General features: G+C 70.3%; 10 protein-coding genes. 6 read left to right on the top strand and 4 right to left on the bottom strand.

The features are described 5' to 3' along the window. The first annotated feature begins 348 nt into the window (after nt 1-348). Nucleotides 349-1,830 carry a Gfo/Idh/MocA family protein gene (locus OHO83_RS37090; RefSeq protein ID WP_330280368.1) on the top strand — a complete coding sequence of 494 codons (1,482 nt, stop codon included), beginning with the start codon at nt 349-351 and terminating at the stop codon, nt 1,828-1,830. A gap of 48 nt (nt 1,831-1,878) precedes the next feature. On the opposite strand, the gene OHO83_RS37085 is transcribed toward OHO83_RS37090, so the two are convergent. The 3 genes from OHO83_RS37085 to OHO83_RS37075 form a co-directional block, all read right to left on the bottom strand. Beyond that, nucleotides 1,879-3,264: a cation:dicarboxylate symporter family transporter gene (locus OHO83_RS37085; protein ID WP_266667938.1), complete on the bottom strand. Its 1,386-nt coding sequence runs from the start codon at nt 3,262-3,264 to the stop codon at nt 1,879-1,881. 190 nt (nt 3,265-3,454) lie between these two features. Beyond that, a complete protein-coding gene (locus tag OHO83_RS37080; RefSeq protein WP_266667940.1) occupies nt 3,455-5,122 on the bottom strand; it encodes a peptide-N4-asparagine amidase in 1,668 nt (555 codons plus the stop codon). Between the two features lie 119 nt (nt 5,123-5,241). Next, nucleotides 5,242-5,928 (bottom strand): L,D-transpeptidase family protein, encoded by a 687-nt coding sequence (locus OHO83_RS37075; protein ID WP_443066073.1) that lies wholly within the window; start codon nt 5,926-5,928, stop codon nt 5,242-5,244. 245 nt (nt 5,929-6,173) lie between these two features. Here OHO83_RS37075 and OHO83_RS37070 point away from each other — a divergent pair, with 245 nt between their 5' ends. Both OHO83_RS37070 and OHO83_RS37065 read left to right on the top strand, forming a co-directional pair. After that, complete coding sequence (locus OHO83_RS37070; protein WP_330280367.1) at nt 6,174-8,183, top strand: ABC transporter ATP-binding protein; 2,010 nt, start codon at nt 6,174-6,176, stop codon at nt 8,181-8,183. Further along, nucleotides 8,180-9,970: an ABC transporter ATP-binding protein gene (locus tag OHO83_RS37065; RefSeq protein WP_266667942.1), complete on the top strand. Its 1,791-nt coding sequence runs from the start codon at nt 8,180-8,182 to the stop codon at nt 9,968-9,970. Before OHO83_RS37070 ends, OHO83_RS37065 begins: the two co-directional genes overlap by 4 nt. 32 nt (nt 9,971-10,002) lie before the next feature. Here the strand turns inward: OHO83_RS37065 and OHO83_RS37060 are convergent, their stop codons facing one another. Beyond that, the gene (locus OHO83_RS37060) at nt 10,003-10,797 is read right to left on the bottom strand and encodes a metal-dependent hydrolase (protein ID WP_266667943.1); all 795 of its coding nucleotides are present in this window, start codon (nt 10,795-10,797) and stop codon (nt 10,003-10,005) included. Nucleotides 10,798-10,954: 157 nt separating this feature from the next. Here OHO83_RS37060 and OHO83_RS37055 point away from each other — a divergent pair, with 157 nt between their 5' ends. From OHO83_RS37055 to OHO83_RS37045, 3 genes are all read left to right on the top strand, one after another. Beyond that, nucleotides 10,955-13,468, top strand: a complete 2,514-nt coding sequence (locus OHO83_RS37055; protein WP_266667944.1) for a DEAD/DEAH box helicase — start codon at nt 10,955-10,957, stop codon at nt 13,466-13,468. 67 nt (nt 13,469-13,535) lie between these two features. Further along, nucleotides 13,536-14,408 (top strand): acyl-CoA thioesterase, encoded by an 873-nt coding sequence (locus OHO83_RS37050; RefSeq protein WP_266667945.1) that lies wholly within the window; start codon nt 13,536-13,538, stop codon nt 14,406-14,408. After that, on the top strand, nt 14,405-14,953 hold the full coding sequence (locus OHO83_RS37045) for a tetratricopeptide repeat protein (protein ID WP_266667946.1): 549 nt from the start codon (nt 14,405-14,407) through the stop codon (nt 14,951-14,953). The genes OHO83_RS37050 and OHO83_RS37045 overlap by 4 nt, the downstream gene beginning before the upstream one ends. The last annotated feature ends 3 nt before the right edge of the window (nt 14,954-14,956 follow it).

Here is a 14,956-nt window from a genome sequence, read left to right as displayed (position 1 = left end):
GGGGCGTGGATCCGGAGTTCAGGGCCACGCCCGTGGACCGGGTCCCCACTCACGCCCGTGGACCGCGTCTTCACCCACGCCCGTGGACCGGGGCGCCTCCCATCGGCGGAGACGGCGGCAAGCCGGGCGGCGGCGAACGCGACGGTCGGGAACCCCCGGTGACGCGGCGGTGAAGCATGCCACCACGCGGGCCGCGCGAGTGTGCGGACGCCTCCCCGCTACCCATGAGTCCCAAAGAGTCCGTAAAGAAAGTCCAACTCCCCGACCTCTTCCGTCCCTTGCGCCCCGGTGTCGACCCCTCCAGGGTGGCTAGCGCTTGCAGCGCACCCACCCATCGATGGAGGTCCGATGCACGACGACAACGCGACACCGGCACCCGACGCGAGCCACGAGCACCCCGAACAGGACGACGCCGGGCAGTCCCGCAGGTCCGTCCTGCGGACGGCCGGCATCGCCGGGGCGGGGCTCGGACTCGGCGCGTTCACCGGTGGCGTGGCGCAGGCCGCCGACGGGCAGGCCGAGGCCGGGCGCGGCGGGGCCGGGCAGGCCGGGGCGACGGCCGCCGAGGCTCCGGCCCGGAAGGGCGAGACCATGGTCGGCGTGCCCTTCGAGGGGCGTTCCACCGTGCGGGTCGGCATCATCGGGCTCGGCAACCGTGGCGGCAGCATGATCGATCTGTTCCTGGCGATGCCCGGGGTCCAAGTGGTCGCGCTCTGCGACCCGGTGAAGGACAAGACCGCGAGTGCGGCGGCCAAGGTGACAGCCGCGGGGCAGCCCGCCCCGGCGACGTACACCAAGGGCGATCACGACTTCGAGAACCTGTGCAAGCGGGGCGACATCGACTTCGTGTACGCGGCGACGCCGTGGGACTGGCACTTCGAGATGGCGAAGACGGCGATGCTGAACGGCAAGCACGTCGGTGTGGAGTGTCCGATCGCCCTCCAGCTCGACCAGCTCTGGGAGTTGGTCGATCTCTCCGAGCGCACCCGCAGACACTGCATGCAGCTGGAGAACTGCTGCTACGGCAGGAACGAGATGCGAGTCCTGCGGATGGCGCACGCCGGCAAGTTCGGCGACCTGCTGCACGGAGCGGGCGCCTACAACCACGACCTGCGCGGCCTGATGTTCGACCCTGACTACTACGAGGGCCCGTGGCGGCGCCTGTGGCACACGCGGCTGCGCGGCGACCTGTACCCCAACCACGGCTTCGGCCCGGTCGCCAACTACATGGACATCAACCGCGGTGACCGCGTCACGCACATCTCCAGCTTCGGCACGCCCTCGCTGGGCCTCGCCCAGTACCGCGAGGCCCACATGCCGAAGGGCGACCCGAGCTGGAAGGAGACGTACATCGAGTCCGACCGCACCATCAGCCTGGTCCAGACGGCGAAGGGCCGCGTCATCCGGCTCGAACACGATGTGTCCACGCCCCACCCCTACTCGCGGATCAACAGCCTCGGCGGCACGAAGGGGGTGTTCGAGGACTACCCGGAGCGGATCTATATAGAGCCGGACCACACGAACGACTCCTGGGGTGACTTCTCCAAGTACACCGACTTCGACCACTGGCTGTGGAAGGAGCACTCCAACCCGCCGGGCGGCCACGGCGGCATGGACTACATCATGGTGTTCCGTCTGATGCAGTGTCTGCGGGTGGGCCTGGTACCGGACTTCGATGTGTACGACGCCGCCACGTGGACGTCTCCGGTGCCGCTGAGCCACCTGTCCATCAAGGCGAAGGGTGCGCCTCAGGCGATCCCCGACTTCACGCGCGGGATGTGGAAGAAGGCGCGGCCGGGGGTGGATTCCGACAAGCCCGAGGAGGCCTGACGGCGCGGGGGCCCGGCACACGCGTGTGTGCCGGGCCCCCGCTCGGGCTCAACCCACTGTCTCCGCTGCGGATTTCGAGTCCTGGGGCTTCGCGAGCTCCGGCGACTCGACCGGCTCGTCGCGGTCCTCCTCCGGTACGAACGGGATCTCGCCGCCCAGCACCTTCTTGGCCTTGACCGTGTCGAGCGCGCCCTCCCAGCGGGAGACCACGAAGACGGCCACGCAGTTGCCGAGCAGGTTCGTGGAGACGCGCATGGCGTCCATGATGCGGTCGACACCGAGCAGCAGGGCGACGGCACCCGCCGGGATGACCCCGAGTGCGGACGCGGTGGCCGACAGGGCGAGGAAGGCCGAACCGGGCACCCCCGCCATGCCCTTGCTGGTGAGCATCAGGACGATCACCACGGTGATCTGCTGCCCGAGTGAGAGGTCCACGCCGACGGCCTGCGCGATGAACAACGTACCGATGGAGAGATAGATCGACGCTCCGTCGAGGTTGAACGAGTACCCCGTCGGCAGGACCAGGCCCACCGCGTCGTCGCGGCAGCCGGCGTGGCGCAGCTTCTGCATCATGCGGGGCATGACCGTTTCACTGGAGGCGGTGCCGAGCGCGAGGAGCAGTTCCTCGCGCGTGTAGCGGACGAACTTCCACAGGCTCAGTCCGGTGACCGCCTTCATGGCGAGGCCGAGGAGCACGAGGAAGACCACGGCGACGGCGTAACAGACGCCGATGAGCTTGCCGTACGTCGACAGGGCGCCGAGGCCGTACTCCCCCACCAGGTGCGCCGTCGCGCCGAACACGGCGAGCGGGGCCAGCTTCATGATGAAGCCGACGACGGCGAAGACCACTTCCTGGCCCTGTTCGATGGCGGGCAGGATCGCGGGAACCTTGGTGTTGCCGAGATGCAGCAGCGCGGCGCCCACGAGGCAGGCGAGGACGAGCACTTGGAGCAGCGAGTTCTCGGCGAAGGCGCCGACGGCGCTGTCGGGGAGCGAGTGCAGGATGAAGTCGCCGGTCGACGGGAGCGAGCCGCCGCCGGTCTTGTCCTCCACGGCGGACGCGTCGAGCTTGGACGGGTCGACGTTCATTCCGACGCCGGGACCGGCCAGGTTTCCGGCGAGCAGTCCGACGACGAGGGCGACGGTCGTCGCCACCTCGAACCAGAGGAGCGCCTTGAGCCCGATGCGGCCGAAGGCCTTGAGGTCTCCGGCCTTGGTGATTCCGGCGACGACCACGCAGAAGACAAGAGGCGCGATCATCGCCTTGATGAGACGTACGAAGCCGTCGCCAAGCGGTTGGACGGCTGTGCCCGCGTGGGGCCACAGCCGTCCGACGACGACTCCGATCACGAGTGCGCAGGCGACCTGCGCGAACAATGAGGTACGTAGTACGCGTGCGGCGCGTCGCGGCAGGGACGGTACGGACTGCGGCACGGGGCATTCCTCCGGAGCAACGTCAGTGACTTGTGCGGATTCTGCTATGCGGAAACTGGATTCCAATTTCTGTTCCGCGAAGCGTCACTATGTCGGAGTGGCGGCTTCCGTAGAAGACCCCGATGTCACATCGGCGTAAATCTTGGATATTGCTCCAAGGTCTGAGCGCCCGTCCCCGCGGCCGCGCCCCTCAGCAGCGCCTGCGGTCCACCGTCAGCGCACCCTGTGCCGTATGCAGCTCTCGGTCGTAGCAGCCGTTGGGGCTGGTCAGACGGTATCGCTCACGGCTGGTGCCGACGGCGTGCCGTTGGTCACGCGGCACGTTCGCCGTGTACGAGGCGTCGCCCGTGTAGGTGTCGTCGAGCACTGTCCACGCCGTGCCGCCCGCGCGCGTGGCCCGTCCCGTCTCCGCCCGGTCTCCGAGCTCGATCACGGTCCGCAGCCGGTTGTCCGCGTCGAGCGTGGTGGCGCCGTCCATCGTGTAGGTCCGGTTCGTACGAAGGGTGTTGTGGCCGGAGACGACGGTCTGGCGGTCGGTCCAAGTTCCCTTCAGGGCGTCGTTGTTCTCGCCGTCGGTCCATCGGTGCGTGGACGTGCTGGTGAGATCGCGGGTGACGGTGGTGGCTACGCGGCCGTGCGAGGTGTTCACGTAGCCGGACACCGTCAGCCTGTGCCCGCCCTTCGCATCGAGGCGGTACTCGTCCGTGCCCGGCGTGTACGTCGTCGAACTGTCCGGCTCGCTCTCCTTGTGACCGGTCAGCGCGCCGGTGACGCGCGCACTCCCGGCGTCCTGCCAGACGAGCACGTTGACCGGGGCGCTCCAGCCGCTCTGGCCCTTCGGGACACCCACGACGGAGACGTCGACCTGATGCGGACGGCCGTCGTCGAGGAGTCCGGCGAACGGCGTCAGGTCGTACTGCAGGGGCCGGACGTCGAAGGCTCCGGGTGCCGGAATCACGTACCAGAGGAAGGGGTTGGACCAGCCGCCCGTCCAGACGTTCGGGAACGGCGAGGCGATGCCCGCGAGTTGACCGTCCACGGAGATCTGCACCTCGCGGTACGGGCCGCCGTCCGCCTTGCACGAGTACGGGACCTGGTTCGGCACCGCCAGGTACCAGAACTCCTCGCAGCCGCCGCCCGATCCGGTGGCGTACACCTCGGCGACGATGCGCTCGCTGTTGCGCGGGGTGGTGAGTGTGCCCTGGTCGAGGGTGAGTACGCGGTCGGGGGTGTCCGTGGCGGGCCGACGCTGCGCGTGCGGCTCGGCGGCGTAGAAGGTGAGGGTGGCCTTGACCTCGATGACGCCGGTGTACGTGTCGTCGACAACGTTGCCTATGAGCATCTCGACCGGCTGGTCGGCCCGCAGGGTGTCGCTGTAGCGGGTGACGTCCTTTTCCACATTCCAGGCGATGCCGTCGGGCGAGGGCTCGGGGGTGGAGGTGCGCAGGACTTCGACGCCACCGATGTGCAGATAGCCGAGACGGTCGAACTGCCGCCCCTTGACCTTGCCTTCGAGGCGCAGGACGACCTTGCTCCACCGGTCGCCGCAACCCTTGGGCGGTGTGTAACTGCCCTTGTAGGGCGTGAAGTCACGGAACTCGGTCTCCGCGAGCGTCACGCGGCAGGACTTGGTGGCGGGCTTGGCCACCGGTGGTGCGGCGGTGATCGGATCGTGCCAGTCGGTGCCGAACTCCGTTGGCGGGTCGGCGGGTCGGGATGCTGCGGGCCGACTGTCGGCGAAGGCCTCGGCGTGACGGCCTTCAGGGGAGGCGGAGGCGGAGGCGGAGGTGGTCTGGCCGGCGAGGGCTGCGGCCGCGAGGGTCACCGCGGCCAGCATGGACATGACGCGTCTTCTCATGAGGGGTGTTGTACGGGGCGGACGCGGTCCCCGCAACAGCCCGTCCCGACACCGGGTGACGCGTCAGCTCTTCGGCTCCGCCGCTCCTCGTCGCCAGAGCTCCAGAGCTCTACGGCTCTCTAGCTCTTCAGTGACGCCTTGTCGCCCATGACCACGACCGGGTGCTGCTCGGGGTCGATCGTGCGCAGCAAGTACTCCATGCCGGACTTCGACAGGCTCACGCATGCCGATGTGCCGCTGCCGTGGTCCATGTGGAGCCAGATGCTGCCGCCCTTGGTCTGCCCCTCGGGCCGGGTCGGGTCGTTCGGCGCGGTGCCCTTGACGCGGTTGTAGTCGATGGCGATGACGTAGTCGAAGTCGTGCCAGTGCGACTTGGCCCAGTAGTGCGGGGCCTGGAACGACGCGGCCTGCGTGTAGGGCAGCTTCGCGCCCGGGTCGGCGAGCACTCCGCCCGCGTCCGTGAGCGTGAACACTCCTATGGGGCTTCGCTTGTCGCCCTCGCGGTGGTCGGCGGTCCAGCCCTTCTTGCCGTTGTGGGCGGGCCAGCTGCGCGTCTTTTCCCAGGTGGAACCGGACTTCGTGTAGAGCACGACGGTCGAGTCACCGGAGTTCTTGCCGTCGCCGTAGACCGCGACCACCTGTCCCGCGTTCTGCGGGATCTTCGACTGGAGCTGGTCCCCGACGTCGGGAATGCGCTTGAGGTCGACGGCCGGGCGATCCTCCTGCCGGGCGTCGGCCGAGCCCGACTCGGCCTTGCGCTCGGTCCCGTCACCCCCGCTCGAACCGCCGCAGGCGGACAGGGCCATGAGAAGGACGCTGCAGGTCGCCGCAGCGACCGCCGTTCGAACCGCACCCGCGTTACGCATGCGGTCCATGGTCGCACCACGCACCAGGTGCCCCCGACCGGCCCCGCCCCCGGCGTCGAACTCGGGCCGAAACTTTGCCCCACGGCGGAAAACCGTTTGCCTCCGGTGCCTGAATCCCGCGAACCTTGCACGGTTTGTTCCGCCCGTACCCGACTTCGCACTCCCCTTCCAAGCCCTGGGACACCATGCAGATCCACGATCTTCCGTATCCCGACCCGGGCCTGCCGGACGCCCGCTCCGGCCCCCGCTTCCTGCTCTGGCTCGGCCGGAACCAGCTCGGCGGCCAGTTCAAGTCCCTCTGCTGGGGACTCCTGCACTTCCTGTCCGTCGCCTCCCTTCCCTACGGTGTCGGCTTCGCCGTGCAGGCCGTGGTCGAAGGCTCAGGCTCACGACTCGCCCTCGCGGGCGGACTCATCCTGCTCCTCGGCGCCGCGCTGGCCCTCGGCGACACGATGCTGCACCGGACGGCGGTCACCAACTGGATCACCGCGGCGGCCCGGGTCCAGCAGTTCCTCGCCCGCAGGACGGCCACCCTGGGCGCCGCGCTGACCCGGCGGGTCGCCGCCGGTGAGGTCGTCGCGGTCTCCACGGGCGACGTCGAGAAGATCGGCTGGTTCGTCGAGGCTCTGTCGCGTTTCGCCGCCGCCGCGCTCACCGTCGTCGTGGTCTGCGTCGGGCTGGTCATCTACCAGCCGGCGCTCGGCATCGTCGTCGCCGTCGGCATGCCGGTCCTCGCGCTCGCCGTCCTGCCGCTCCTCCCCCGCGCAACCCGCCGCGCCGACCAACAGCGCGAGAAGGCGGGCCGCGCCACGGAACTCGCCTCCGACACCGTCGCGGGACTGCGTGTCCTGCGCGGCATCGGCGGCGAGGAACTGTTCCTCGACCGCTATCGCCGCGCCTCGCAGGAGGTCCGTTCGGCCGCCGTGCGCAGCGCGCGCATGTGGTCCCTGATCTCCGCGGTCCAGGTGCTGCTGCCGGGCCTGCTGCTCATCGCAGTGGTCTGGTACGGCATCGAGCTGGCCCGCCAGGGCCGGATCACCGTCGGTGAACTCGTCACCGTATACAGCGCGGTGATGATCCTCAATTACCCGTTGCGGCACTTCGAGGAGATCGCCATGGCGTACTCCTTCTCGCGCCCCTCGGCCCAGCGCGCGGCGCGCGTCCTCTCCCTCGAACGGGTCACGGAGCCGGGCGGCCTCCGCGCCGCCGAGGCACCGGCCGGTGACCTGTACGACCCGGTGACGGGGCTGCTGGCCCCCGCGGGCCGACTCACCGCCGTGGTGTGCGGCGACCCGGACCTCGCGGGCCGACTCGCGGACCGGCTCGGCGGGCACCCCACGGAGGGAGACACCGGGACCGGTTCGGGTGCGGGTACCGGGTCGGGCTCGGATTCGCGTTCGGGGACCGGGGCAGGGTCTGCGTCCGGGACGGGCTCGGACTCGGAATCGGACTCGGAATCGGACTCGGGTTCCGGCTCCGGAAGCGGTCCCGGCAAGCCGACCACGCCCGTCACCGCGCTGCCCTCCGTGCTGCTCGGCGGGGTGCCGCTGGACGAGCTGCCGCTCGACGCAGCCCGCGCCGCCGTGCTCGTCCAGGACAAGGACCCGGTACTGCTGTCGGGCACGCTCGCCGAACTGCTCGACGTCCCCTCCTCGGGATCCGTACGTCCCGAGGAGGCGCTGGCCGCGGCACAGTGCGCCGACGTGCTGGACGCGCTCTCGCAGGCCTCCCTCGACGACGACCCGATGAACGCGCGGATCACCGAGCGCGGGCGTTCCCTCTCCGGAGGCCAGCGGCAGCGGCTCGCTCTTGCGCGGTCCCTGGTCACCGACCCGGAGGCGCTGGTCCTCGACGAGCCGACATCCGCCGTCGACTCCCACACCGAGGCCAGGATCGCCGAGGGCCTACGGGCGCTGCGCAGCGGACGTACGACCGTCGTGCTCACCTCGTCACCGCTGCTTCTCGACCGCGCGGACCGGGTCGTCCTGGTCCACGAGGGCACGGTCGCGGCGGTCGGTGAACACCGGGAGCTGGTACTCACCGAACCCCGGTACCGGGCCGTCGTGACCCGCGAGACCGACGAGGAGGCGGCGTCGGCGGCCCCGTCCCGTGACGCCGGCACCTCTCTGCGCGCGGAGCCCGGCATCGGCGACGCCGGCATCGAAGAACTCACCGAGATCGAGGAGACGGCATGATCGGCCTGGCGCCACCGGCCTACGACCCGGCGGCCCCGACGACGGCGAACACCCTGCCCGTCGGTGCCCCGGCGACCGTCCGGTCCTACGTCCGCGAGCTGTACCGGCGGCACCGCCGCGCGTTCCTGCTGCTCATCGGCGTGAACACGATCGCCGTCCTGGCGTCGATGGTCGGCCCCTATCTGCTCGGTGCCCTGGTCCAGGACGTCTCCGACGGCACGGACCGCCTGCGCGTGGACCATCTGGGCAGCACCATCGCCGTGTTCGTCGTCGCGCTCGTCGTCCAGGCCGTGTTCGTGCGGCAGGTGCGGCTGCGGGGCGCGATGCTCGGCGAGCGGATGCTGGCGGACCTGCGCGAGGACTTCCTCGTACGAGCGGTCGGCCTGCCGCCCGGCGTGCTCGAACGGGCCGGTACCGGTGACCTCCTTTCCCGTATCACCACCGACATCGACCGGCTCGCCAACGCGATGCGCGAGGCCGTTCCCCAGCTGTCCATCGGCGTCGTGTGGGTGGGGCTGCTCCTCGGCGGTCTCGCCGTGACCGCGCCGCCACTGGCGCCGGCGGTACTCGTCGCGGTACCGCTGCTCGTCGTCGGCTGCCGCTGGTACTTCAAGCGGGCCCCGTCCGCCTACCGCTCGGAGGCCGCCGGCTACGCCGCCGTGGCCGCGGCCCTCGCCGAGACCGTCGACGCCGGGCGCACCATCGAGGCGCACCGGCTCGGCGACCGTCGCGTGGCCATGTCCGACCAGCGGGTCAAAGAGTGGACCGCGTGGGAGCGCTACACGCTCTATCTGCGGTCGGTGCTCTTCCCTGTCATCAACGCCACCCATGTGACGGTGCTGTGCTCGGTGCTCCTGATCGGTGGTGTCTTCGCACTCCAGGGCTGGATCGGCGTCGGGCAGCTGACCACGGGCGCGCTCATCGCCCAGATGCTGGTCGACCCGCTGGGCCTGATCCTGCGCTGGTACGACGAGCTCCAGGTCGCCCAGGTGTCGCTGGCCCGGCTGGTGGGCGTCAGAGACATCGAGCCGGACGCGGGCGACACCTCGGTGGCGCCGGACGGCCGGCACGTGCAGGCCGACGACGTCCACTTCGGGTACCGGGCGGGCGTGGACGTGCTGCGCCAGGTGTCCCTCGACGTGCGGCCCGGGACGCGGCTCGCGCTGGTCGGGCCGTCCGGAGCGGGCAAGTCCACGCTCGGGCGGCTGCTCGCCGGGATCTACGCGCCGCGCACCGGGCAGGTCACTCTGGGGGGCGCCGAGCTCTCCCGGATGCCGGCCGAGCGTGTGCGCTCGCATGTGGCGCTGGTCAACCAGGAGCACCACGTGTTCGTCGGTTCCCTGCGCGACAATCTGCGGCTCGCGCGCCCCGGGGCCGCGGACGCCGAGCTGTGGGCGGCTCTCGGCGCGGTCGACGCGGACGGCTGGGCGCGGGCGCTCGACGGAGGCCTCGACACCGAGGTCGGCTCGGGTGCGGTGGCGCTGACCCCGGCGCAGGCGCAGCAGATCGCACTGGCACGCCTGGTCCTCGCCGATCCGCACACTCTGGTCCTGGACGAGGCGACCTCGCTGCTCGATCCCCGGGCGGCCAGGAACCTGGAGCGTTCGCTCGGCAGGGTCCTGGACGGCCGCACGGTCGTCGCGATCGCCCACCGGCTGCACACCGCTCATGACGCGGATGTGATCGCCGTGGTCGAGGAGGGGCGGATCCGGGAGCTCGGCAGCCACGACCAGCTGGTCGCGGCCGACGGGGCGTACGCGGCGCTGTGGCGGTCCTGGCACGGGTGACCGCCCGGGCGGGGCTGGGTGTGTGCGGCGGCTCAGATGACGTTGAGCGCGGCCGCGCACCCCACTCCGCCGAGCAGCATGAACACCGGCATCAGCACCTTGAGCTCGACCCAGCTGCCCGCGCGGAAGCGCATCATCTTGGGCGGACCGATCGGGTACCAGCGCTTGCGGCCGATGGGGATGGGCCACAGGACCGGGCAGCCGGAGACCGTGAGCGCGTCCCCGATGTCGTGCACCAGGGCGCCCAGGACGATGGGCAGGCCCAGCCACAGGTACTCCTGGCCGGGCTGCGTGAACAGCCAGTCCGACCCGTTGCCCGGCTTGTCGAGGATTCCGGCGAGTATCCAGGCGCTGGTCCCGGCCAGCAGCCACACCAGGACGTCGCTGCTGGAGCCCCGAGCCGCCCGCCACAACAGGCCCTCGATGGCGAGCACCATGTGGACGAAGAGGAGGGCGAGGACCGCCCAGCGCCCGCCGAAGATCGCCGCGGCCGAGGCGCCGGCTCCGATGAGGACCGCCCACAGCCAGGTGTGCGTGAGGGTGCGGTGTCCGCCGGAACGGCGCGGGTCGCCCTTCATACGGGTCGCCTTGTAGACCGCGTACGACAGCTTGTCGACGATCTCGCACAGGCCGCGCGACACTGGGCCGAAGGCCCGCGAGATGGTGGCCGCCTTGTGGTCCAGGTCGGGGGCGAGGGCTGCGCCCGCGCAGATCAGTGCCCCGACGAGTACGACGGGCCAGGGCATGGGGTGCCCGGCGGCGGCCGCGGCCGCGCCCACCCCCAGCCAGGCCGCTGCTCCTGACAGCGAGTGTGCCGGTCCCATCATGGCTGCGTTCCGCCCCATTCCACTTGTGCAGGTGCCCAGTTGTCCCCACCCGGGCCACCGCGTCCTGACGCTCCGTCGGCGCCACAGCGTACCTTTCGTGATCTTCGTACGGGCAACCGATTGCCGGATCGGGTCGGAAGCCAGGCAAGATGGGGGCGTGACCCTTATCGATCAGCTGCCGCAGACCGCCGACCCCGACGCCCTCTACGAGGCTTTCGAGTCGTGGGCCGAGGAGCGCGGGATCACCCTCTATCCCCACCAGGAGGAGGCGCTGATCGAGGTGGTGTCCGGGGCGAACGTGATCGTCTCGACGCCCACCGGGTCCGGCAAGAGCATGATCGCCGCCGGTGCGCACTTCGCGGCGCTCGCGCGGGACGAGGTCACCTTCTACACGGCACCGATCAAGGCGCTGGTCTCCGAGAAGTTCTTCGAGCTGTGCAAGCTCTTCGGCACGGAGAACGTCGGCATGCTCACGGGTGACGCGTCGGTCAACGCCGACGCCCCCGTGATCTGCTGCACCGCCGAGATCCTCGCGTCCATCGCGCTGCGCGACGGGGCACGCGCCGACATCGGCCAGGTCGTGATGGACGAGTTCCACTTCTACGCGGAGGGCGACCGCGGCTGGGCCTGGCAGATTCCCCTGCTCGAACTCCCCCAGGCGCAGTTCATCCTCATGTCGGCGACGCTCGGCGACGTCGCCATGTTCGAGAAGGACCTGACGCGGCGCACCGGCCGCCCCACGTCCGTGGTCAGCTCCGCGACGCGTCCGGTTCCCCTGTCCTACGAGTACCGGCTCACGCCGCTCACGGAGACGCTGACCGAGCTGCTCGACACCCGGCAGGCCCCGGTCTACATCGTGCACTTCACGCAGGCGCAGGCCGTCGAGCGCGCGCAGGCACTCATGAGCATCAACATGTGCACGCGCGAGGAGAAGGAGAAGATCGCCGACCTGATCGGCAACTTCCGCTTCACCACCAAGTTCGGCCGCAACCTGTCGCGCTACGTGCGGCACGGGATCGGCGTGCATCACGCGGGCATGCTGCCCAAGTACCGGCGCCTGGTCGAGAAGCTCGCGCAGGCCGGCCTCCTGAAGGTCATCTGCGGTACGGACACGCTGGGCGTGGGCGTCAACGTGCCCATCCGTACCGTCCTTTTCACCGCTCTGACGAAGTACGACGGGACGCGGGTGCGGACGCTGCGCGCGCGGGAGTTCCACCAGATCGCGGGCCGGGCCGGCCGGGCCGGGTTCGACACGGCGGGCCTCGTCGTGGCGCAGGCGCCCGAGCACGTCATCGAGAACGAGAAGGCGCTCTCGAAGGCGGGGGACGACCCGAAGAAGCGCCGCAAGGTGGTCCGCAAGAAGGCGCCCGAGGGCTTCGTCGGCTGGACCGAGAACACCTTCGAGAAGCTGATCGGCTCCGCTCCGGAGCCGCTGACGTCCCGCTTCCGGGTGACGCACATGATGCTGCTCGCGGTCATCGCCCGCCCCGGCAACGCCTTCGACGCCATGCGCCACCTCCTCGAGGACAACCACGAGCCGCGCAAGCAGCAGCTGCGGCACATCCGCCGCGCGATCGCCATCTACCGCTCGCTCCTCGACGGCGGCATCGTGGAGAAGCTCGACGAGCCCGACCCCACGGGCCGGATCGTGCGCCTGACGGTCGATCTCCAGCAGGACTTCGCCCTCAACCAGCCGCTGTCGACGTTCGCCCTCGCCTCCTTCGACCTGCTCGACAAGGACTCGCCGTCGTACGCGCTCGACATGGTGTCCGTCGTGGAGTCGACACTCGACGACCCGCGGCAGATCCTCGCCGCCCAGCAGAACAAGGCGCGCGGTGAGGCCGTCGCGGCGATGAAGTCCGACGGCGTCGAGTACGAGGACCGCATGGAGCGGCTCCAGGAGGTCACGTACCCGAAGCCTCTGGACGAGCTGCTCTACCACGCGTACGACGTGTACCGCAGGAGCCACCCGTGGGTGGGTGACCACCCGCTGTCGCCGAAGTCCGTGATCCGTGACATGTACGAACGGGCCATGACCTTCACGGAGTTCGTGTCCTTCTACGAGCTCGCCCGCACCGAGGGCATCGTGCTGCGTTACCTCGCCGGCGCGTACAAGACGCTTGAGCACACGGTCCCCGACGACCTCAAGTCCGAGGACCTCGAGGACCTGATCGCCTGGCTGGGCGAGATGGTCCGTCAGGTCGACTCCAGCCTTCTCGACGAGTGGGAGCAGCTCGCCAACCCCGAGGTCATGACGGCCGAGGAGGCCCAGGAGAAGGCCGACCAGGTCAAGCCGGTCACGGCGAACGCGCGCGCGTTCCGTGTGCTCGTCCGCAACGCCATGTTCCGCCGGGTCGAGCTGGCCGCCCTCGACAACGTCGACGAACTGGGCGAGCTGGACGCCGACGCGGGCTGGGACGCGGACGCCTGGGGCGAGGCCATGGACAAGTACTGGGACGAGTACGAAGATCTCGGCACCGGTCCCGACGCCCGCGGGCCGAAGCTGCTGCGGATCGAGGAGGACCCCGCGCACGGCCTGTGGCGGGTGCGCCAGACGTTCGCCGATCCGAACGGCGATCACGACTGGGGCATCGGCGCCGAGGTCGATCTCGAGGCGTCCGACGCGGAGGGCCGTGCCGTCATCCGCGTCACGGATGTCGGCCAGCTGTAGGTCCTGACCCGGTCGCGCACCCCGGACGCAGCGCTCGGAGCGCGGCGCAGAGATGGGAGAACAACGCATGACGAACCCGGCTGAGCGGCTCGTCGACCTGCTCGACCTGGAGCAGATCGAGGTCAACATCTTCCGGGGCCGCAGCCCGCAGGAGTCTTTGCAGCGGGTCTTCGGCGGCCAGGTGGCCGGCCAGGCGCTCGTCGCGGCGGGCCGCACCACCGAGGGCGACCGGCCCGTGCACTCGCTGCACGCGTACTTCCTGCGTCCGGGCCGTCCCGGCGTGCCCATCGTGTACCAGGTCGAACGGGTCCGCGACGGCCGGTCGTTCACGACGCGTCGCGTCACCGCCGTGCAGCAGGGCCGCACGATCTTCAATCTGACCGCCTCCTTCCACAAGCCCGAGGACGGGAGCTTCGAGCACCAGCTGCCGCCGGCGCGCGAGGTTCCCGATCCGGAGTCCCTGCCGACGATCGCCGACGAGGTCAAAGCCCATCTGGGCGCGCTGCCCGAGACGTTGGAGCTCATGGCGCGGCGCCAGCCCTTCGACATCCGGTACGTGGACCGGCTGGGCTGGTCACCCGAGGACATCGAGAGCGCCGAGCCGCGCAGCGCGGTGTGGATGCGCGCGGTCGGGCCCCTCGGCGACGACCCGCTCGTGCACACCTGCGCTCTCACGTACGCGAGCGACATGACCCTCCTCGACGCCGTGCGCATCCCCGTGGAACCGCTGTGGGGGCAGCGCGGTTTCGACATGGCCTCGCTCGACCACGCCATGTGGTTCCACCGTCCCTTCCGTGCGGACGAGTGGTTCCTGTACGACCAGGAGTCCCCGATCGCGACGGGCGGCCGCGGCCTGGCGCGCGGCCGGATCTACGACGCCGACGGACACCTCCTCGTGTCCGTGGTGCAAGAGGGCCTCTTCCGGAAGCTCGGGGAGTGACCGGATCCGCCGACCGGGACGCCTCGCTCGCCCGGGCCGTGCGGCTGCGCGAGGACGGCCTGCGCGAGGAGGCCCGCGAGCAGCTGGTCGAGCTGTCCGCCCGGTTCCCCGACGACGCCGAGATCGCGTACCAGACGGCCTGGGTCCACGACGCTCTCGGACTCGAGGCGGACGCCGTTCCGTACTACGTGCGGGCACTCGCCGGCTCCGGTCTGACTGCGGACGACCGGCGTGGCGCTCTGCTCGGTCTGGGCAGCACGTACCGCACTCTCGGCCGCTACCCGGAGGCGGTCGCCACGCTGAGCGGCGGCGTCACCGAGTTCCCGGGGGACAACGCCCTGCAGACGTTCCTGGCCATGGCCCTGTACAACGTGGGTCGCGCGCACGACGGGATGCGGCTGTTGCTCACCGTTCTCGCGGAGACGAGCGGCGATGCGGACCTCATCGCGTACCGGCCGGCCATCGAGCACTACGCCAAGGACCTCGACGCCACAGATCTGGACGCCACCGACCTCGACGCCACAGGTCTCGACGCCGTCGAATAGGCC

It is taken from the genome of Streptomyces sp. NBC_00569, from assembly GCF_036345255.1.
In the GTDB taxonomy this organism is placed as follows: domain Bacteria; phylum Actinomycetota; class Actinomycetes; order Streptomycetales; family Streptomycetaceae; genus Streptomyces.
This window is presented reverse-complemented; position numbering and strand designations above follow the sequence as displayed.